This window comes from Flavobacterium sp. ENC (genome assembly GCF_020991415.1).
In the GTDB taxonomy this organism is placed as follows: domain Bacteria; phylum Bacteroidota; class Bacteroidia; order Flavobacteriales; family Flavobacteriaceae; genus Flavobacterium.
This window is the reverse complement of record NZ_JAJMOY010000010.1, coordinates 67,123-89,010: the sequence shown is the minus strand read 5'-3', so window position 1 is coordinate 89,010 and position 21,888 is coordinate 67,123. Positions and strand designations below refer to the sequence as shown.

Here is a 21,888-nt window from a genome sequence, read left to right as displayed (position 1 = left end):
TTTGATTTCAAAAAATTAGTAAAATGTAACTTTTATTAATTTCTGCATACTAACTTTTATGAACCAAAACTATATCTTATGAAATCTAAAAAGTCATTGCTTCTCATTGCTGCTTTCTCTTTCATATGCCTGACTCTAAAGGCACAGGAAAAACCACAATCTCCTAAGCACAATGAAATACTGGAGTCCCGGATTAAAAATGAAGAGTATCAAATGAATTGGTTTGCCCTTCGTGATACCGTAAAAATGGAAATCGGAAAAGTATTTACTAAAGTCACCAAAACAAAAAATACGCTGAAAGTCACCACTACCGTAAAAATGAAAGACAAACCGGACTGGGTCGATGAAACTATTGCGGAACTTCCTAAACTACAACCGGTAAAACACACTTCTGTTAATACGCAAAGAGACATCACCCTTAATTTCGGAAAACAAACGACCGGTTATTACCTGGATAAAACCGGGAATAAAAAAACAGACATCAATGAAAAAACAGATGGTGACTTTTTTGACAGTAACCTTTATCCGCAATTAATCCGCTGGTTTCCGCTAAAGGAAAATTATAAAACAGAAATCACTATTTTTGATTATAATCCGATAACGAAAGCCGGAATTCTCAAAGCTACTATAACCAACACTAAAAAAGGAATCTACGACAATAAATCGGTTTGGATTGTTACGGTGACAGACGGGATTTCCCAAAACAAAGTCATAAACACCTATTATATTGATTCTGAAACGAATCAGTTTTTGAGACAGGAAATTGACATGGGTACCAGAAAGATGCTATTAGAAAAAGTATACTAATTATATATAAACCAAATGTCTTAAATTAGTGAGATAGAATATTTAGCCTGAAAAAGCAAAATAACCAACCTGAGAAACCAAACTTCCATGACCAGAAAAACGATACTTTTAATTGGGTTTATTATCCTGAAATTTGTTTTGCAATACGTTCTGCTAAGTCCGGAATACGATTTACAGCGTGATGAATACCTGCATCTCGATCAGGCGCATCACCTGGCATGGGGCTATTTGTCGGTTCCGCCGGTAACCTCGTGGATTTCTTATCTGATATTTTTACTTGGGAATTCTGTATTCTGGGTAAAGTTCTTCCCTGCCCTGTTTGGTGTTCTAACACTGGTTATCGTCTGGAAAACCATAGAAACTTTAAAAGGGAATTTATATGCCTTAATTCTGGGCGCTACCTGCATTTTGTTGTCATCGCTGCTTCGGATCAATATGCTGTATCAGCCCAATTCAATGGATGTATTGTGCTGGACCGCCTTTTATTACGTAGTTGTTCTCTACATCAAAACCGAAGATAAAAAATGGTTTTATATCGGTGCCGTTGTGTTCGCTTTTGGTTTCCTGAACAAATACAACATTTTGTTCCTTCTTATCGGACTCCTGCCTGCCCTTTTGCTTTCTTCGCAAAGAAAAATTCTGGCAGAAAAAAAAGTATACTTTGCCTTGGTTCTTGGACTGCTATTAATTCTTCCGAACCTTTTATGGCAATACAAAAATCAGTTTCCGATTGTGCATCACATGAAAGAATTAGCAGAAACACAACTCGTTAATGTGGATCGCATTGGATTTCTGAAAGAACAGCTGTTGTTTTTTATCGGTGCTGTTCCGGTTATTTTGGCGGCTTTATATGCATTGTTATTTTATAAACCTTTCTCAAAATATAAGTTCTTCTTTGCCACTATCGTTTTTACATTACTGGTCTTTTTATATTTCAAAGCAAAAGCCTATTATGCTATTGGTTTGTATCCCGTTTATATTGCTTTCGGATCCGTTTTCCTTTCCGATATTTTAAAATCCGGGTGGAAACGGTATTTACAGCCTGTTTTTATACTGATTCCTCTGTTGTTTTTTATTCCGATTTACCATTTGGCTTTTCCTAATAAGAGTCCCGAATATATCGTAGAGCATCCGGAAAAATATAAAGAACTGGGCATGTTACGCTGGGAAGACGGGAAAGATCATGCCCTGCCGCAGGATTTCGCCGATATGCTGGGCTGGAAAGAACTGGCCCGCAAAACCGATTCCGCCTATTCAGCCTTGCCCAACCAAGATAAAACGATTGTGCTTTGCGACAATTACGGACAAGCCGGAGCAATTAATTATTACACCACAAAAGGAATCAAAGCGGTTTCTTTTAATGCCGATTATGTTAATTGGTTTGATCTAAGCATACCATACAAAAACCTCATCAGGGTCAAGGAATACGAAGAAGGGAACACTGAGCTCAAAGAAACCAGTCCGTATTTTAAAACGTCGCGGATTGCAGGCGAAATAACCAATCCGTATGCCCGCGAGTACAAAACGACTATTTTCGTTTTTACGGATGCTACAGTCAACATCAACAAAAGGCTGGAAAAGGAAATCAGGGACGAAAAAGACTATAGCAAAGAATAAATAAAACATGAATTATGTTAGATTTCTATCTTATAAAAGACGAACAAATTACTCCGGATTCTCCAACAGGACTTGAATTTATTGGGCAACTGAACGATAGAACTTTTCGTAATTTACAAAACAAGGGAGTTATTGATAAACGTTATGAATATCACTCAGACTTTAGATGGGATATCGAAACAATATTACAAATGCGTCTAAACGGTACAAAATTACAAACACATAAAGATACAGACATCATTCAACTATTTCAAATAATTGACATTTCAGAAAACAAAAAAAGTGGCATTATTGCCTTTGGAGATTAAAAGTTTATCATAATTAAATTGTAATCCATTAATTCCAAATAATTATATAAATGATCGATTTCAGCAAGATTGAATATTTAAAAACCGGAAATCCAAAACAAATCCGTGCCTACGAAGTCTTAACACAAAATCAGATTTTGTCTCAGCTTGCCGAATTTGACCCGGTTTTAGTCGGTACGATTCCGATAAACATTGCTATCGAAAACAGTGACCTCGATATCATTTGTTACTGGAAAGACAAGGCTGATTTTATCGAAAAGCTAACCGCAATTTTTGGAAATGAAACTGAATTTACAATCCGGGAAACCATCATTATTAATCAGGAATCGGTCATCGCAAACTTCAAAAAAGCAGCTTTTGAAATTGAAATCTTCGGGCAAAATATTCCCGTTAAAAATCAGAACGGATACCGACACATGATCATCGAATACAAGATTTTACAATTAAAAGGTGAGAAATTCAGGCTTGAAATTATCCGACTCAAGCAAAAGGGTTACAAAACCGAGCCTGCTTTTGGTCTTTTGCTGGGACTAAAAGACGATCCGTATGTTGAATTACTGGAATATAAATTCTAAAACTGTGGTTTATGATGCAACTTCACGTCTATCAATCGTCATAAACAATTACAGGCTAATAACTTACAAAATTTAAGGTCTTAAATAAAAAAAATCAGTAATTCCTTTGCAAAACTATATTTACTGCGTATCTTTGCACCCGAAACATCGCGGGATAGAGCAGTAGGCAGCTCGTCGGGCTCATAACCCGAAGGTCACAGGTTCGAGTCCTGTTCCCGCTACTAAGTAAAAACACCACTTCAAAAAAGTGGTGTTTTTTCGTTTATAATACTTTGTATTTATGGAAGAATTTGTGGTTTACATCCTCTATTCTAAAAAATTTAATAAAACCTATACGGGTTATACTTCTAATTTAATTGAACGATTTAAATCGCACAATTTTCTCGAGACGAAGGGATATACCTTAAAATTTAGGCCTTGGACTGTTATTCACGTTGAATTTTTCAAATCCAAATCAGAAGCTTTGAAAAGAGAAAAATATTTAAAAACCGGAGTTGGAAGGGAATTTATTAAACAACTAATCCAAAAATCATAGCTCCTCGCGCTCCTATCCGCCGCGGCGGACACAGGTTCGAGTCCTGTTCCCGCTACTAAGTAAAAACACCACTTCAAAAAAGTGGTGTTTTTTCGTTTATAATACTTTGTATTTATGGAAGAATTTGTGGTTTACATCCTCTATTCTAAAAAATTTAATAAAACCTATACGGGTTATACTTCTAATTTAATTGAACGATTTAAATCGCACAATTTTCTCGAGACGAAGGGATATACCTTAAAATTTAGGCCTTGGACTGTTATTCACGTTGAATTTTTCAAATCCAAATCAGAAGCTTTGAAAAGAGAAAAATATTTAAAAACCGGAGTTGGAAGGGAATTTATTAAACAACTAATCCAAAAATCATAGCTCCTCGCGCTCCTATCCGCCGCGGCGGACACAGGTTCGAGTCCTGTTCCCGCTACTAAGTAAAAACACCACTTCAAAAAAGTGGTGTTTTTTCGTTTATAATACTTTGTATTTATGGAAGAATTTGTGGTTTACATCCTCTATTCTAAAAAATTTAATAAAACCTATACGGGTTATACTTCTAATTTAATTGAACGATTTAAATCGCACAATTTTCTCGAGACGAAGGGATATACCTTAAAATTTAGGCCTTGGACTGTTATTCACGTTGAATTTTTCAAATCCAAATCAGAAGCTTTGAAAAGAGAAAAATATTTAAAAACCGGAGTTGGAAGGGAATTTATTAAACAACTAATCCAAAAATCATAGCTCCTCGGGCTCCTATCCGCCGCGGCGGACACAGGTTCGAGTCCTGTTCCCGCTACTAAGTAAAAAAGCTTCAGAGAAATCTGGAGCTTTTTTTGTTTTAAACATATTTATCAACGTTTGGTTATTTTCGCTCACGCCAGCATGTAAACTCCTCGACGAACGGAGAAAAGTATAAAAACAAATAAGTGATAAAAGTGATTTTAATCGAAATCTCTTCTACTTTTGCCAAATGTTAGAAATTCTTTACCAGGACGAATATATTATTGCCATTAATAAACCAAGCGGGTTGTTGGTTCACAAATCATTTTACGCACGCGATGCAAAAGTGTATGCTGTTCAGGAATTGAGAAATCAAATTGGAGGGCAGCACGTTTATCCTGTTCATCGGTTAGACCGCAAAACATCCGGTGTCTTGTTATTTGCGTTGGATACAGCCGTTTTGAAAATTATGAATGATCATTTTGCCACACGCGAAGTCGAAAAAAAATATTTAGCAATTTTACGGGGTTGGTCACCTCAGGAACTAACGATTGATTATGATTTAACTAATGATGATGACATTACACAAAATGCAATAACATACTTTCATCGCTTGCAGAATGCCGAAGTTGATTTAGAATTTAACAATCAGCCCACATCGCGATATTGTTTGGTAGAGGCTATTCCTGAAACCGGACGCATGCATCAGTTACGAAAACATTTCAAACATATTTTCCATCCCATTTTAGGAAGTCGTCCACATGGTTGTAACAAACAAAATAAATTATGGCTGGAAAATTATGACCTGAAAGAAATGATGCTTCATGCCCATCAGTTAACTTTTAATCACCCCATAAAAAATGAGCAACTAATCCTCAATGCGAAGATTAATGAAGAGTTTAGCCGAGTAGGTACTATTCTTAATCTGGATTTGAGTAAGTATCAATAGAATAATAATTTGTAAATTATTGTTGTCTTTTGGGTAAAAAACAAGACTCTTACAATTTACCAATCAGCTTTATACTTGGTATTATTATCATTTAGTTTATGTCTTACATAAATATATTTCAAGGAGGTTTGTTTCTCTTCTAAAAATAAAGTGTCAGTACGAACTTTTAGATAATATTGCTTTTTCCCTAAATTATAATTTTCATCAATCGGAGCGATAATTTCAATTACTGTGTCTTTCTTTTTTATATAAGAAATCCCTCTAAACCCTGTCCTTAATGGATTTAATTCTGGTAAATTAAGCAAGCTATCTTTATTAATGACGAAATTATTCAAACATCCGTTTCCATAGAACTTAAGCCCATTCAAAAAACTGTTAAAACCTTTTTTGGTGCTAAATAATTCACCTTTTGAATCTAGATAAAAGCTCTCAATGTAAACAGAATTGGTATCTATCACTTTTGAAAGCACTACATGATATTTATACCTGTAATTTTTATGAAAGAATAATTTATCAACAGGAATTTTAGTAATTCCATCATCTAGTTTTTTAGATTTAATTGTCTCACATGAAACAAAAAAGAGAACTATTATTAAGCAAAATTTTACCATGTTGTGAAGGAATATTGTTCTGTCTGAAAATAAGGGGTATCGTTACAATTTCTTTAACTGCATCATCATACCATTGGCACAAAGCGTTAGGATAATAAACATCTATTTTATCCCAATAACTCTCTATTTTTTGCATTATAATATCTAGAATTTGATATGGAAAGCGTCTTTTTCTTAAACACCAATTAATATCTTCCAGAGATAAATCTGCAATAGGTTTATTAATATCTTTAGTATCAAAATCACCTGACTCCGTTCAGTTGAAAAATCATAAAGTGTTAGTAATTTGAGATTTTGATTTGTCATGTTTAATTGTATTTAAATTTAAGGCTACAATAAGTTTCTAAAAGATATTTTGAGCAAACGGGTCCCCAAAACATTGAAGAAATTATAATAACAAAAAAAACAACTGTCAGTATAATCGAAATTTTATGACTGCCGAAAAAAACCGGTTTTTCCTTTACTATCTTTCTAGACCTTTTAGACTTACTAAAGTGTAGATAATTAATCAATAAGGCAACTCCTATAATTGGGAACATAAAATATGTAATAATGTCATAGCAGAAATATCGCATTGCTACTATATCACAAACAACACTTATTAAATATCCTTCTCCAAATCCTAAAACCCAAATTGTAGTAGCATGTGGTTCATCTTCCTTTAGAACTTTTCTATAGAACAAAAAACAATAATAATATATAACATCCATGTAAAAGCATCTTAAATTAATATCCAAAATTCTGTTCCCTCCACGGGAGTACTGTTTCTCGCTTCCAATTCTGATAAGAATCCCAAGAAGTTATCCATCTACCCATTTCCCAACCAACTCCCCAAGCTGCGCCATATGTTCCTCCAAAAGTAGCATAAGCATTTGAGCCTTCTTCTGCTACAAAATTAAATTTGTTAATCTCACCATTTCGATAATCAAGAAAAATTGATCGTGCGTTATATGCTCCTAATAACTTTCCAACTCTATTTATTCTATTAGAAATTTTTAAAGCAGAAGTAACTTTTCCTCCTGTCGCACCATTGCCATTAAAATGTTGACCATACGTTTTCATCTTTTTTATGCTATACCAAGTTTCTTTATTGAACATCTTATATTCTCCGAAAGCCAAACTAGTACCTAGAGCAGTTAATACTCCTCCTGTCGCATTATATTTGTCATAAGGTTCTCTTAAGTGCTCATTATATTGTACGATTAATGGTATATTGAGTTTTATATTATTAACTGATTTGAAGTCAAAAACATTATTACTACGATTATCTTCTGAGAAACTAAAATCATTATTATCATTCACAAAAGAGTGAATATCATTCCCCGACCCTACAGCGCTAAATCCCAACACCGGAGGTTTATTATAATTATCCAGATAATTATTGGTCAGATTTGTCGCCACTGCTGAGGCTCCTGCTGATGCCCCTGCTGCGCCAATAGTAATAAAAGCCGAGGAATTCCATTTGGCAGGGTTTAATTCGCCTCCGCTGGCATAGGCACCCATTATATAACCTGATAAAAGGTAACCGAAAAATACGTTTATAAATTCACCGCTTGGGTCTGTATATTTTAAAGGATTGTTTAAAACATAGCCATAACGATTGTAATTCTGCGTATTAAACGGATCCTGAATATTGTTGTCCGGCTGTAAAAAACAATGCAGATTAGGATCGTAAATATGACCGTTCATGTTGATGAGACCCACACTTTGTATATGCTCATGTCCGGTGTATCCCCTGTCTAAAACGGTTAAACCCGATAGCGGCATACCGGCTCCGTTCTGTACCTTTTGTATACTACCCCATGCATCAAACAATCGCTTTTCAACCACTGACCCCAACTGATTGGTAATTTTAACTGTGAACAAAAACTATCCCCATTAATCTTTACCACTTCGAATTAAAATTTAGAAAACACAAAATCATTAGTACTATCTATCCAAATGACATCTGATTCTGGATCCATTTTATAGAGGTGACAAAAACCATTGGGTAGCTTTATTTTTTTGATTTTCGTCTCAAACTCGCTAATTAATTTAACTTCATCACTTTCTTTTTTTAAAAAAATTAAAGAGGGATATTCATAAAATCGCCATAATACGCTCAAAATCTTTCTATCTAATTCCCTAGCTCTTAAACACAATTTCATGTGATTATCTTTATCAATGAAAACCTTACAGGACAAATCTTCTATTAAACTTTCCAAATTATTATTAATTTCATTTTTATAAACAAAATCAAGTCGCCAACCTATAAAATAAATTTTACAATCATTTAAAATAGGGTCTAAAAAGATAAAATCCCATTTGGAATTACTAATATTTACATCACCGCTATCTTTTATTGATGTTAAGCCATTCTGATGATTTTTAATTTCCATTATATTCTAAATTTCATTGCACAAGGAAAAGCCTGATAATGTGGATTTATAGCTCTGTTTTCCCTATATAATCTTTCCTAATCTATTCCTATTCCCACCCAGACTGCCGGATATCGTTTTGGATATCCGGGCGATCGGGTGTGGTTTGTACAATTTTAACGATATTGGCTCCTCCAAACGATTTTGAAGTATATTCTATAGAACGGTAAATTTTATAGAAAAAATAATAGTAACTTTTCTTAATGAATTTCATAATACTTAAAATTTCATTGCGCCAGGAAAGGCTTGGTAACTTGGGTTTATACCTCTGTTTTACCTATATAAACTTTGCTAATCTATTGCCAATCCTACCCAGCCTCCCGGATATCCGTCTGGATATCCGAGCGATCGAGTCTGGTTTGTACAATCTTAACGATATTGGCTCCAATCTATCTGACTCATTAAATAAAATGAAAAAATCAAATTACTGATGATAAGCAAAATTATACCAAATACAATCCAACCGCCAATTCGATTCTTTTTCTTGGAATAATTTGCAAATTCGCTATTATATTGCTTCCAGCTATCTTTATAATGTATTGTGAAATAATTAAAAGCAAATACTATTACAGCTGGTATGTAAATAATAGGCATTGAAATATTTAGTTCTGTAGATATCTTTTTGTAAACTGTATAATAATTAGCCAACGAAAATAGTCCCCATGCTTCTAAAGCAAGCATAACAAGACTCGCTTTATTTATTGTAAGAAATTCCCCTCCTGTCAATTTTGAGGTATATTCTATAGAACGATAAATTTTATAGAAAAAATAATAATAACTTTTTTTGATAAATTTCATAATATTTATAGTTTCATTGCACCTGGAAATGCTTGATAATTTGGATTTATAGCTCGGTTATCTCGATATAAGCTTTCTTGATCTTCTCCTAATCCTATCCAGCTTTTAGGATAAAAAGCATCTATGCCAAAATAAAGTGTTGAAGGGATAGCCATCAAAGTACTTCCATAAGTCGCCATAGCCCCCATATAAGTGTTTAGTACAAATTTTGCCGGATGAACAGCATTTGGAGAATTTGGATTCTTCATATAAATACTTACACCAACAACATCAATAATAAGTCCTGTATAAAAGAATCCCTCACCAGCTACTTTTGCCCATTGGCCCACTTTAGATATTGGAATTGTAGCTTTCGTCATTGGAGCCTCTCTAAACAAACTAAGGTTTCTGCCTGTTAACGGATAATTTCCTGAAAGCCCTCTTCTGATACCTTCAGCATACATGCGCTCTGAGTTTAGACTTCCTTTAACGATTCCCATTGCAGAAGCAGTCCCAAAAGCCCAATTTACTTTACCAACTGGTCCGTACCAGTCTACCGCATTTGAGTTATTATCACTTACTGGTGCTCCTACACTACTATTACTACCTACATAGGAATGCATATCATTCCCCGATCCTATTGCACTAAATCCCAACACCGGAGGTTTATTATAATTATCCAAATAATTATTGGTCAGATTTGTCGCCACTGCTGAAGCTCCCGCCGATGCCCCTGCTGCGCCAATAGTAATAAAAGCCGAAGAATTCCATTTGGCAGGGTTCAGCTCGCCTCCACTGGCATAGGCACCCATTATATATCCTGATAAAAGGTAACCGAAAAATACGTTTATAAATTCACCGCTTCGGTCTGTATATTTTAAAGGATTATTTAAAACATAGCCGTAACGATTATAATTCTGCGTATTAAACGGATCCTGAATATTGTTGTCCGGCTGTAAAAAACGATGCAGATTAGGATCGTAAATACGGCCATTCATGTTGATGAGACCCACGCTTTGTAAATGTTCATGACCGGTGTATCCCCTGTCTAAAACCGTTAAACCTGATAGCGGGATACCCGCTCCGTCCTGTACCTTTTGTACACCACCCCATGCATCAAATAATCGCTTTTCAACCACTGATCCCGCCTGATTGGTAATGGCCACTATCGAACCCTGATAATCCCGGTGTAAATATAAATAATTTTGATTGCTTCCGCCGTCGCTCCTGAATACTACAGGTGCTGTATACCCATCACCACCGATATATGTGGTAAATTCAACTGCTCCTGTTGTTTTATTTTCCTTAATTTCCATGGTACCGTCAGCAGAATAGTGTTTTCGGTAAGGTCGTAAAAGCTTATCCTGCACTCCGCCGTAAAACATCGTACTTCGGTCATTATGATCATTGTAATTAAAACTTACTTTCTCAAGACCCGTTTCTTCTATTTGCTCGGGACTATTAAAAGAAGTATACGTAATGATCTGAGCTGGTTTGCTCTGATAATAAGGTAAGGCTTTTGCCGTAAGGTCAACAGACGAGTGCTGATATACTTTTCCGCTGGTCGGATACGTGTAAACGCCCTGTTCATTTGACGTAATTCTGCCTTTGTCATCATATCCCTGGGCAATCGTGCTTTTTTGCAGCCCAATCACATTATCAATCTGAATAACATTGTATAAAGGAGAACTCGTTTTCTCTATTAGTAACGTTAAATCACTGTATTTAGTGACGGTGTGATTTATAGTGATGGTTTTCGATGACGTTAGTGTCGCTTTAAAAATTTTAACTTTTTCCAGCGTTACCGGATCTTGTTCCTGTATGTAAGCAATAAAAAGATCTGAACCCACAAATTTTCTTAAATCAAAACTCAGCGTTATTTCATCCCCTATAGCTTTACCTGTAAGTAATGTTTTTTTCACGGCAACACCACTGTCCGAGATCTCCGCAACAAGACTGCCACCGGACACACTTAATTTTCCTTTTTCGGTTTGATATCCTTCTGTACTGGTGGTACTAAAGGTACTGTTTAAAAACTGTCCGGTGGTACTGGTAGTCGTAAGCCGGTCTAACGAATCATAGTCAAAGTCTTCAGGGAAATTAAAAAGGCTGTTTTTTCTATTTTTCAAATTTCCAGTTTGAGCATCAAAAGAGGTTTCATGTTTTAGTATGCTTGTTGTTCCTAAACTAAAATCTTTACTGTTTATATAGCCAATATTAGTATAAGAGTTAGTTACTTGTATGCTATTGCCATAGGTACAGGAAAGCAGCGATCCGTTTGGACTGACATTGTCCGTTTGCCATAAGACGGTTGCATTATCCATGATTTGGTAGGGGCTGCCGTTTTTATAGGTTTTTGTAATCGTTTTGGTACTTGTTTTACCTGTAGTTGTTGCCGCAGTATAGGTTTCCGTATTTACCCTTCCAAAAGCATCGTAGCCGAAAATTTTAGTAAAGGTGGCATAGGGAGTCGTTTCAATCACCTTGTTGACTCTTTGCCAATTGTCATACAGATACGAATTACTTATAGTGGTACTTCCGTTTTTAAAGTCCGTAAAGGTACTGCCCGTTAATAGTTTTGTGGCCGGATTATAGGCATAAGTCGTCCTGGAATTTGTTTTTGGCCCTGCAATTGTTTTCTCTTCCGGCTTTCCGAAGGCATTTAATTTATAATTGGTAATTCCGTTGTTATTCTCCTCTTTAATAAGTTCATCAAAGTCATTGTAAGTATATTTAATGATCCCTGCAGAAGGGTCGTCAAGCTGTATTTTCCTGCCCCATTTATCCTGAAGTATACTTGTTTTTATCCCGTCATAATCGGTTTCTTTCAGATTACCGTTTGCGTAATAACTATATTTAATTGTACCTCCCGGAGTATCAGTTACAGCAACTACATTTCCGATGGCATCCTTAACTGTCGTTTTTGACTTTGTGCCGTCATTTACCGTGGTACGCAAACCGGAATAAGTAATTTTGGTGGTCTTTCCGGTGAACGAAATGTTTTCGGTAACCCTACCGTAACTATCATATTTAGTTTCGTTCCATTGGCGTGGAACATTTCCGAAATAGGGTTCGCTTACTTTATACTTTCGATCGTAAATGTCATACAGATAATATACGAAAGAGAAATTTCCCGCTATATTTTTACTGCCTTCTCTTACTTTTCTGCCCCAACCATCAAAGGTTTCCATTGTGGCACTGCCATCCTCTGCGGTTGCCGTAATGATAGTGCTGCCCATAAGAGCTGAATAGACATAGGTGATGGTCTTACCCAGATAGTTTGTTGCTTTTGTTTTTCGGAACCAGGCGTCATACTCATATGCTGCCGTTTGTCCGTACGGATTGGTCTCTATGTGCAGCGTGCCATTTGGATAGTATAAAAAGGTGGTTCGTAAAGACTCAATATCTGTTTTTGCTGTCAGAAATCTGCCCGAAGTGTCATAGGCCCAGCTTGCCGTCCTGGAATTTGGTCCTGCCGTAATTTTTTTCGAAATGATATTTCCATATAAATCATAGCTGTTATCTTCTGTAATGTAGCTGGTAGTAGCATCAGCCCTTTTTTTAACCTGAGAAAGTAATTGCTGGGCATTATAGCTATATACTTCTTCGCTTGTTGCCACATCGCCGTTGTAAAAAATTGTTTTTATTTTACTTTTGGGTCTGCCCACAAGATAAGGTCCTGCAACAGGATCCTGATACGCGATATCCGTTACTGTTTTTTGTACTACGGCCAATGCTTCGTCTTTTACTATACTTGTTATTTTTAGCGGGTTATTCGAGGCATCATATTCTGTTGCGGTTTCCGTTCGGGTCCCGGCCAGGCCATCAAAGTCAGCTGTTGCTATATTTACAAGTTTAAAAACTTTATTAGGCTGTAAGGCTTCTTCCGGTCTGTTATACCTAAATTTAGATTGTGATATAAAAGATGCCGGCGTTTCAGCAGAAGGCAATACCATGCCTTCCACGCTGTAATTTTCAACATTTGCCCCTCTTAAAAGAAAATTATTTTTGGAAACAGTTGAAATTATTGCAGTGTCAAAATGATCATATCTATTGGTTCTCATGGTCGCCTGAAAACCTAAAAAACCTAAACCTTCCACATTTAGCATCGCTCCATAATACTTAAATTCCTTTTTTGATGGCCCGTTATTGGGATAATCAATTTGCGATACGACCTTAAATTCCGGGCTGTACTGAATACTCAGGTTCGGATAAAGCTGTGGGCTGCCCGCTTCATAAACGCCATTCCCGTTTTTTAAGGCACTGTAGGTCAGGTTTTCCTTTACCCCATTGCCCAAAGTAATACTACTTAATAAATGCTGATCGGAAACATAATTCGTACAGGAAAAAACCGAAATTCTACCACTTCCTGTATTCTCAGGGGCGCCAATCAGAGCCAATTCTGTTTTTAAAGGATTTTTTTTCTTTACATCAGCCAGCAGCATAAAATTGAATGCATTATCATTTGACGCGTCCGTATCGTTGTGATAGGTTTGCAGCATCTTGTCAAAACCAAAAGAATTCCACGAAGCCGCGTTAACTCCGGGTCTGTGATACGAGTCGATTTTAATTCCATAATCGTAATTGTACCTGTAGGTTTGTACATTACGCACATACCACTTACCTCCTGACTGGTACATTTCCTGAGCAGTATATTTTTCTTTATATTCCGTTCTTTTGGGCTCTAACCGAACGATATCCGATTTGCCGTCGTTATTGGAATCCACGGACATGAAACTTACCGTATACGGATAGACCAGCGCAGGAAAAGATGCGGGCAAAAATTCCTCTATAAAATACATTCCTGCCGTAGCAATTAATACTTTCTTAAGCGCCACCAATAAAATATCGCTTTTGCCATCCCCATTATAATCCCCGATTACAATAGGAAAGCGTTGAACGCCTGTCCCTGCTATGGTCGTATTGATACCGGCTGTGTGTTGCTGAAAGAAAGTGCTGCCAACATCGCCGGGCAAGTCCTGTTTCCAGCTGATAATTTCTGTTAATTTACCCGCTATCAGGGTATAGCCTTTAATATCATTGTACGGAGCACCCCTGAAAAGAATCAGGTCCATTTTTCCATCGCCGTTAATATCGCCTTTTTGAAGTATGGAGGAACCGGTAATGACGGCCAATCCGTTAGAAACGTTGGGAACCAGATTAAACGTTTTAACTCCGGTTGGCAGCGATCCGATGCTGGTTACCAAATTTGAAGTGACTCTCCTGTCAAAATTAAAAAATTCAACCTGACTGATACCGTTCACTTCATTATGCACGCGAATCACATCCGTTAAATTATCTCCGTCAAAATCACCCGTAAATAGCCCGCCGGTATTTTGATTCTCTCCTCTCAGCGCTACTGTTGCATTGGAATGGAATGTTCTTTCATAATCCAATACCACTTTTTTTGAATCAGGGTTATAATTAAAAATCTTATACCTGTAATCGGTTTCACCGTTACTCACATTATAAGAATAAAATCTTTGGTCTTTAGGGATTTTTAAGTCCTTGTCCAACACATTTATAATTCCTGCCGGAAACTCGCCCGCCGGAAGACCTAATGACAATAAACCGGTACTCGAAACCTCCTGAACGGAGTAATCATCTGCTATTTCACCCAGAGTAATGCCGTTTTTCCTAAGTAACAACTCATTTTCACCGTCGCCGTCAAAATCACCCGACAGGGTTTGCGTAATACCTTCTGTTGTAAATTTATTCAAACCGGTACGGGTCAGTTCCATTGACGGTACATAGGCCGTCTGATTTTCCGCATAGGTAAAAACGGTTGGGTTGAGGCTTTTAGAATTATCTCCTGTTTTTTCCGTAAGGGCTGTTAATCTTTCATACCCAAGCGAGGAACGATCGTAGCTCAGTGTATAATTGCGAAAACCAACTCCTGAACTTTTCGTCGTGATGCCGGTTAACAACAAATCATCACGTACCTGCTGTCCGGCAATTAACTGAATGTCCCGCTTGAATTTATTGGTATAGGTGAAAATTATTTCATTTGGCGCCGTACCCTCATTTCTCGCACCATATTTAATTGAGGCAATATTCAGAGTATTGTTAGTATGCGGAAAATAGGAATAACTGATCCTCAGCCCCTGGGCATTTTCCCAATAGGTAATCGCATAATGAATGGGACCCTGGGAATTAGAGCTGTTTCCTCTTACGTATCCATAATACGCTTTGGAACCATCGGGATACTCTGCCACAAAAAATTCCGGACCGATATCACGGTTAGACGATATGGCACCATAGGAGGTAACTTTTACATTAGAGTAATTTTCGGTTTCATATACGGTACCGTTTCGGCCGTAAAGTGACTGTTGCCCGTTTTTTACCAGTAAACGCTGACCGTCCAGGGCATAATTATCAGAAATAGTATACGTAATGGTACCTGCATTGCCATTGTGAAACCGGGTTGACGGAATGCGGGTAATGGTTGAAATACCACCTATATTCCAGCCGTAGCCTGCCGCTCCGTTTCCGGACTGGCTATTGTACAATAAATTGATTTGGGGTATCACTCCGTTAATTCCGGGTGGTACCGTAATCGGAATTTTATAATTTGCCGCACCGCTAAGTGAAACAGACAATTCTCCTTCGGTTACACCCACTTCTGCTGACGAACCGGTTGATGTTGTCTGGGCATTGACGAATAAACCTAATAAAAAAGAAAGAACAAAGTAAAAACTTTTCATATCGTTATTGTTTGATAATTTTAATTGATTTTTGAGAACCATTGCTGTAGTAAAGCGCTACGATATAGATTCCTCCGGAGTAATTTTGAAAAGGGATATTCAGTTCATGGACACCTGAGCCGACGGAATAGGTTCCTAAAACCTGTCCTAAAAAAGAAAAAACCTGAACAGAGTTCACCGCATTATGGTCCTGCTGTTTCCATGTCAGGTACAATGTTTCTTTGACGGGATTCGGATAATAAGAAACAGCCTCTTCCGATGAAAAGGGTACTATCTTTTCCTCCACCAAAGCCACGGCTTCTTTTGTCTGATCGCTTTTGCCCGTTGCCGACGAACATTGCAAACACAAATACCTTTTTGTCTGATTGCCGGCAGCATCATATTCGAATACAATTTTAGGGGTTTGTGCATGAGAGAGTAAGCAAACGAGGAATACCAGAAGTAGTAATTCTTTTTTCATATATAAGATTTATTTTTAAAAAAAGTATTTAACTGTACGAAATAAGCTTAAAAATAAAAATGACGCAATACCCACTTTCCGTGATTTTTTCAGGCTACCGGAAACTGGGTATTTTTGAACAAATGGTGTATTAAAAATGGGTAGAAGCCAATTAAAGCAAACATTGCCTTGATTTTTTTGAAGAGATTCAGGGTATGACTTGTCATTTCTACAGAGGAGACTCGAGCGATAGCGAACAGACGAAGTAAATCGCATTACGGTATTCGCCAACAGTACGTGATTTGCGCATGTGATTCCTCGTGCCCCGGAATGACAAATCCGTGGAGTTATTGTATGTAATTCATTGTTTTTAGAACCTTTACATTCAGGTGAATGCAATAATTTCAAATCAAAAACAAAACTATTTATTACCGTTTTAATAGTCTTTACAACTGCTCAGGTTCCTCTATTCCTCAAAATAAAACAAAATGCAGAGCCACAACAACTATTTAATAATCAGTATTTTAACCTTAAAAAAAAGGGTGTTTTTCCCCTTTTATAATACCTGCTCGTTTGTATAACTTCGACAATTCAATTAGCACTCGATATAGTACCAATTGAAAGCACGCCGGAAGCCCCCCACTTCTTTATTTTAAAATCTAAGCCTTAGATCGCATCCGTCAGCAGATTCAAATGATGCTGTCATAAACAGGATGTCGTTTTTAAAAACAAAAATACCTGCTTGATTAACAATACTATTAAATGTATTAAAACCTGTCATAAGATGATTTTTGAAGTTATTCAGATAATTACGGAACAAGTAAACAACTATCTCGACGAAATCGGACTGGATAAAACCGTTGTGGCCGAAAATATTGCTTTACTGGAATCCCAAAACGAAATCGTCTCTGCCAATTTAGAAGATAAAGTAGCGCTGACTTTAATCAATCTGGATGAGGAAGGTACTTTAAAGAACTTTCCGAATCATACAGTTGAAAACTCCAAAACCATTTATAAAAACAGTGTCATTAATCTAAACCTGTATTTGCTTTTTAGTGCCAACAGAAATAAATACATCAATTCGCTTAATGATATTTCCAAAATCATAGCCTTTTTTCAGGGCAAAAAGCTTTTTACTCAGGCCAATACTATTTACAACCGAAATAATGTGGCCATGACCAATATTGACAACTTCAGATTTTCGGTGGAGCTCTATACGCCCACTTTTGAAGAGCTGAATTATATCTGGGGAACGTTAGGCGGCAAACAATTTCCGTCGGCTTTGTACAAAGTAAGCATGATACAAATCGAACGCAATATCCCTCAGGGCGAAGGACAACTGATCAGCAAAGTCAAAGGTATAACCAAAACAAAAGAGCAGTCATGAGTTTTAATCTTACATACGGATTGTTATTTGAAGTAACATTTTTGCACAATTATTTCCTGAACAGTGGTGAGGCTGCTTATGCGGGCATGTCGACAGCAGATAAGCAAAAGATGCTGCAAAAATTCAATTACGATTCCTTTGCCATCATAACCCCAACGGTAGAAACGAGCACCCGGATACGAAACTACAAAATGGCATTTAAGCCTACCAAAACGGGATTCAGGCTCTATATTAAAGTAAAAGAAAACGATGAAACCGATCCCTACATCAGTGTTCCTCCCGATTTGAAACTGGATTTTATAATCGCGATAAAGGACTTTCAGTTTGAACATTACACCGATCTGGAATTTGTACTGAACCAAATGTTTTTATTCAGTAACGTAAAGCCTTCCACTGAACCGGTAACGTTTCAATACCTTCCGAAATTCAATGAGAATATCCTGATTTCAAATGATTTTTTAGTATCAGAAGAAACAACTGAACATTTCTTATCCGAGCTCCATACGGCAGAAAGCCGTGGTGTCTTCGGACTGCTGTCACTGAACATGAAAGCCGATAACGCTGCTAAGAATATTGTAACCAGCGCGGGCAAAATGCTGAGTCCCAATTTTAAGATTCATTTTGATAACCGGAAAACGCTGTGGAAATACATCGACAGGAAAGCGGCAACCGAAATTAAAACCAAAACGGCAAAGCCACTGACCTATTCGGGTTTTGTTGAAATTGATCCGGTTACAGACTTAATTCCCGCTCAATTAGCAGACACTCACTATCCTAATCCATCGGTAAAATCAATAACAAAAAAGGATGGTGATTATTATTCGGAAATATTTATTTAATAATTAAAACAATCAATTATGGCAACAACTTACAAAACACCTGGCGTATATATTGAGGAAATCGTAAAGTTCCCTCCTTCTGTTGCTCAGGTCGAAACAGCAATTCCCGCTTTTATTGGCTACACAGAAAAAGCTGTTAAAAAAATCGAGAACGATTTAGACAGGGTTCCTACCCGAATTACTTCTTTACTGGATTATGAAACGTATTTCGGGTTTGCGTATCCTGAAGACTCTATATCTGTAGAGATTACAGATCAAGTCACTGACAATGTTTTAACGGACAGAAAAATTGTAGTGAACCAACCCAGTGACCCTAAGCCTTTTTTGATGTATTATGCTCTTCAAATGTATTTTGCAAATGGAGGCGGACCTTGTTATATTGTATCTGTTGACAGATATGAAGACGTGAATGGCAATCAAAATACCGTTTCCTTTATGGACGTAATAAATGGAAAAAGCTTAAAAAATGGTCTTGACTTGTTAAAAGGGGAAGACGAACCAACGCTGATTCTGTTTCCGGATGCAAAGGCATTGAGTAAAGCTGATTTTTATGCGCTGTATGGTGATGCTTTGACACAATGCCATGATATGCAGGATCGTTTTACAATCATTGATACCTATGCTTCTGATGATATTGCAGAAGACGCTGCTGCCCTGAGAGATCAAATCGTTTTGGACAAGGACTATCTGAAATACGGGGCGGCCTACTATCCGTACCTGGAAACCATATTGGATTACCGATACAACGAAGAGGATATTTTAATCCATCATGTTACGAATGTTCCTGATGCGATAAGCACAGCATCAAACGATGTTGATAAGGCCTTAGCCTCCATTCCGACAACGCTTTCCAATCTTGTCAGTATCAGTAATGCCGGCGGAACTCCCGCAGATGACACTATCGAAGGAAAAATAGCGAATGTCCTTCTGTTTATAGACTCTCCTAATCCGGCCGGTTTTAATGTTGCTGCCGGGCCTGCCAATTATGCGCTTAATTTAAAAAATGGATTTGCAGACAAGCTGACTAAATTAACTGCCGATTTAGGTTTATTAATTTCCGATAAACAAACAATAGAAAACGCAGCCAATTCGGTAATAGCATCTGTTAAAGATGATAATCCCGGTGCTGAAGCTCCTCTTGTTGCAGCGCTGACAAAATTTACAACTTTATTTGAAGGTCCAAATAAAATTGAAAGTGTAAAAACAGCCCTGGATGACCTGAGAGCAAAAGCGCTTGCCGCTAAAACAACCGCAGCATTGGGTACCGTTGTAGACAATGTAGTGGCTGAGCTTGACAAATTATTTAAATTTTCTGTCCCGGCTTCTATTCTTAATTTACCGGATGACACCCTGACCATCGGAACGGATGTCTTTAATAAACCATTGCCGGGTAAAACTTTGACTGCATTAGTGAATGATATCAAAGCTGAAATTAATGCTATTAATTCTGAAGACACCAACAACGGCGCCATGAACGGTCGTTATCTGGGGGACATTGAAGGCCTGGACAACAAATCGTACAATGCCATAAAAGCAGAAATCGGAGCACTTCCTCTTACGTTGCCTCCAAGCAGCGCCGTAGCAGGCATCTATGCCCGTGTAGACTCCAACAGAGGGGTTTGGAAAGCGCCTGCCAATGTGGGAATCAATTATGTGATCAAACCAACGCTAAAAATAACAAATGGCGATCAGGATAATTTAAATGTTGATACTGTAGCCGGTAAATCCATCAACGCCATCAGAAGTTTTACAGGTAAAGGAACCTTGATTTGGGGGTCAAGAACCCTGGCGGGTAATGACAACGAATGGCGTTATGTACCGGTGAGACGTTTCTTCAACATGGCCGAAGAATCCATCAAAAAAGCAACGGAACAATTTGTATTTGAACCGAATGATGCCAATACCTGGATAAGAGTCAGAGCCATGATTGAGAATTTCTTAATCCTTCAGTGGAGAGCCGGGGCCCTGGCCGGAGCCAAACCGGAACAGGCTTTTTATGTAAGGGTCGGACTGGGTCAGACGATGTCGGCTCTGGATATTCTGGAAGGCCGGATGATTATTGAAATCGGAATGGCAGTCGTGCGTCCGGCAGAATTTATCATCCTTCGTTTCTCTCACAAAATGCAGGAATCTTAACTAATCTATCAACATAAAAAAATATAAATCATGAGTTATCCATTATCAAAGTTTCATTTCTCAGTAGACTGGGGCGGAACAAAAATAGGTTTTACAGAGGTCTCCGGATTAGATGTAGAAACTGAAGTGATCGAGTACCGTCAGGGCGCAAGTCCGGAGTACAGCAAAATCAAGATGCCGGGCATGCAGAAGTTCTCTAACATTACGATGAAAAGAGGCACTTTCAAAAGCGATAATGAATATTACGCCTGGTGGAATACGGTAAAGCTAAATACCATCGAAAGAAGGGACATTACCATCAAACTTCTGAACGAGGAACACGAACCGGTGATTACCTGGAAAGTAAAAAATGCCTGGCCGGCCAAAGTGCAGTCGACTGATCTGAAAGCCGACGGAAACGAAGTGGCTATCGAATCAATGGAATTGGTTCATGAAGGTTTATCGATCCAAAATGATTAATCATGGCTAACTATTATCCACCTGTCGGTTTTCACTTTTTAGTTGAATTTGAAGGTCTTGGCTCGCAGGCAAAAGACCATCAGTTTCAATCGGTTTCCGGTTTATCTGTCGATATTGAAACTGAAGAGATAGCCGAAGGTGGTGAAAACAGATTCAAACACAAACTTCCGGTCAAGACCAAATATCCAAACCTGACTTTAAAAAGGGGAATGCTGATTGATTCTGCCGTTATCGACTGGTGTCGGGATGCCATTGAAAACTTCTCGTTTAAGCCGGTCAACCTGACCATCAAATTGCTGGACGAGGAACATCAGCCTCTGGTTTCATGGAATGTAGTGCATGCTTATCCCATAAAATGGGCCGTTGAGGATTTTAATGCTGAAGAAAGTAAGCTCGTTGTCGAAAACTTTGAGCTTACCTACAATTATTTCACCTTAATAAAAAGTTAGTCATGCCGATAGAAATAAAAGAGCTTCACATCAGGATAAACGTCGACGAAGGATCAAAACCAAATGCTCAGGCCAAAGCTTCAAAAAGCCAGGTTGACGATCCGGTAGCCGAATGTGTAGAACAGGTAATGAAAATTATAGAACGTAAAAAAGAACGCTGAC

21 protein-coding genes and 1 tRNA gene are annotated in these 21,888 nt (G+C 37.6%); 15 read left to right on the top strand and 7 right to left on the bottom strand.

The window, feature by feature from the left end:
- Positions 1–78 precede the first annotated feature (78 nt).
- The 9 genes from LPB89_RS19685 to LPB89_RS19645 all read left to right on the top strand — a co-directional run bounded on the left by LPB89_RS19685 (position 79) and on the right by LPB89_RS19645 (position 5,508).
- Positions 79–807, top strand: a complete 729-nt coding sequence (locus tag LPB89_RS19685; RefSeq protein ID WP_230703352.1) for a hypothetical protein — start codon at positions 79–81, stop codon at positions 805–807.
- An 87-nt stretch (positions 808–894) separates the two neighbouring features.
- Positions 895–2,424, top strand: a complete 1,530-nt coding sequence (locus LPB89_RS19680) for a glycosyltransferase family 39 protein (RefSeq protein ID WP_230703351.1) — start codon at positions 895–897, stop codon at positions 2,422–2,424.
- A 14-nt stretch (positions 2,425–2,438) separates the two neighbouring features.
- Positions 2,439–2,732 carry a hypothetical protein gene (locus LPB89_RS19675; protein ID WP_230703350.1) on the top strand — a complete coding sequence of 98 codons (294 nt, stop codon included), beginning with the start codon at positions 2,439–2,441 and terminating at the stop codon, positions 2,730–2,732.
- A gap of 50 nt (positions 2,733–2,782) precedes the next feature.
- Positions 2,783–3,307, top strand: coding sequence for a DUF4269 domain-containing protein (locus tag LPB89_RS19670; protein ID WP_230703349.1), 525 nt, complete (start codon positions 2,783–2,785; stop codon positions 3,305–3,307).
- Between the two features lie 148 nt (positions 3,308–3,455).
- Positions 3,456–3,528: transfer RNA gene (locus LPB89_RS19665), tRNA-Met, on the top strand.
- A 59-nt stretch (positions 3,529–3,587) separates the two neighbouring features.
- A complete protein-coding gene (locus LPB89_RS19660; protein WP_230703348.1) occupies positions 3,588–3,842 on the top strand; it encodes a GIY-YIG nuclease family protein in 255 nt (84 codons plus the stop codon).
- 114 nt (positions 3,843–3,956) lie between these two features.
- Positions 3,957–4,211 carry a GIY-YIG nuclease family protein gene (locus LPB89_RS19655; RefSeq protein ID WP_230703348.1) on the top strand — a complete coding sequence of 85 codons (255 nt, stop codon included), beginning with the start codon at positions 3,957–3,959 and terminating at the stop codon, positions 4,209–4,211.
- 114 nt (positions 4,212–4,325) lie between these two features.
- Positions 4,326–4,580: a GIY-YIG nuclease family protein gene (locus tag LPB89_RS19650; RefSeq protein WP_230703348.1), complete on the top strand. Its 255-nt coding sequence runs from the start codon at positions 4,326–4,328 to the stop codon at positions 4,578–4,580.
- Between the two features lie 229 nt (positions 4,581–4,809).
- On the top strand, positions 4,810–5,508 hold the full coding sequence (locus tag LPB89_RS19645; RefSeq protein ID WP_230703347.1) for a pseudouridine synthase: 699 nt from the start codon (positions 4,810–4,812) through the stop codon (positions 5,506–5,508).
- Positions 5,509–5,564: 56 nt separating this feature from the next.
- Here LPB89_RS19645 and LPB89_RS19640 read toward each other — a convergent pair whose 3' ends face one another.
- The 7 genes from LPB89_RS19640 to LPB89_RS19610 form a co-directional block, all read right to left on the bottom strand.
- Positions 5,565–6,119 carry a hypothetical protein gene (locus LPB89_RS19640; protein ID WP_230703346.1) on the bottom strand — a complete coding sequence of 185 codons (555 nt, stop codon included), beginning with the start codon at positions 6,117–6,119 and terminating at the stop codon, positions 5,565–5,567.
- Between the two features lie 726 nt (positions 6,120–6,845).
- Positions 6,846–7,949, bottom strand: a complete 1,104-nt coding sequence (locus tag LPB89_RS19635; protein WP_230703385.1) for an RHS repeat-associated core domain-containing protein — start codon at positions 7,947–7,949, stop codon at positions 6,846–6,848.
- A 68-nt stretch (positions 7,950–8,017) separates the two neighbouring features.
- A complete protein-coding gene (locus LPB89_RS19630; protein WP_230703345.1) occupies positions 8,018–8,497 on the bottom strand; it encodes a hypothetical protein in 480 nt (159 codons plus the stop codon).
- 88 nt (positions 8,498–8,585) lie between these two features.
- The gene (locus LPB89_RS19625) at positions 8,586–8,750 is read right to left on the bottom strand and encodes a hypothetical protein (protein WP_230703344.1); all 165 of its coding nucleotides are present in this window, start codon (positions 8,748–8,750) and stop codon (positions 8,586–8,588) included.
- Between the two features lie 155 nt (positions 8,751–8,905).
- Positions 8,906–9,334 (bottom strand): hypothetical protein, encoded by a 429-nt coding sequence (locus LPB89_RS19620; RefSeq protein ID WP_230703343.1) that lies wholly within the window; start codon positions 9,332–9,334, stop codon positions 8,906–8,908.
- A gap of 5 nt (positions 9,335–9,339) precedes the next feature.
- Positions 9,340–16,017 (bottom strand): RHS repeat-associated core domain-containing protein, encoded by a 6,678-nt coding sequence (locus LPB89_RS19615; protein WP_230703342.1) that lies wholly within the window; start codon positions 16,015–16,017, stop codon positions 9,340–9,342.
- A gap of 4 nt (positions 16,018–16,021) precedes the next feature.
- Positions 16,022–16,477, bottom strand: coding sequence for a T9SS type A sorting domain-containing protein (locus LPB89_RS19610; protein WP_230703341.1), 456 nt, complete (start codon positions 16,475–16,477; stop codon positions 16,022–16,024).
- Positions 16,478–17,240: 763 nt separating this feature from the next.
- Here LPB89_RS19610 and LPB89_RS19605 point away from each other — a divergent pair.
- Genes LPB89_RS19605 through LPB89_RS19580 form a run of 6 tightly spaced genes read left to right on the top strand, consistent with a single transcriptional unit; the run spans position 17,241 to position 21,887 of the window.
- Positions 17,241–17,843, top strand: a complete 603-nt coding sequence (locus LPB89_RS19605; RefSeq protein ID WP_230703340.1) for a DUF4255 domain-containing protein — start codon at positions 17,241–17,243, stop codon at positions 17,841–17,843.
- Entirely contained in the window at positions 17,840–18,682 is an 843-nt protein-coding gene (locus LPB89_RS19600; RefSeq protein ID WP_230703339.1) for a hypothetical protein, read from the top strand. The genes LPB89_RS19605 and LPB89_RS19600 overlap by 4 nt, the downstream gene beginning before the upstream one ends.
- 18 nt (positions 18,683–18,700) lie before the next feature.
- Complete coding sequence (locus LPB89_RS19595) at positions 18,701–20,818, top strand: phage tail sheath C-terminal domain-containing protein (protein WP_230703338.1); 2,118 nt, start codon at positions 18,701–18,703, stop codon at positions 20,816–20,818.
- 30 nt (positions 20,819–20,848) lie between these two features.
- Positions 20,849–21,277 (top strand): phage tail protein, encoded by a 429-nt coding sequence (locus LPB89_RS19590; RefSeq protein WP_230703337.1) that lies wholly within the window; start codon positions 20,849–20,851, stop codon positions 21,275–21,277.
- Between the two features lie 2 nt (positions 21,278–21,279).
- Complete coding sequence (locus tag LPB89_RS19585) at positions 21,280–21,726, top strand: phage tail protein (RefSeq protein ID WP_127339443.1); 447 nt, start codon at positions 21,280–21,282, stop codon at positions 21,724–21,726.
- Positions 21,727–21,728: 2 nt separating this feature from the next.
- Entirely contained in the window at positions 21,729–21,887 is a 159-nt protein-coding gene (locus LPB89_RS19580; protein ID WP_230703336.1) for a DUF5908 family protein, read from the top strand.
- Position 21,888: the final 1 nt, after the last annotated feature.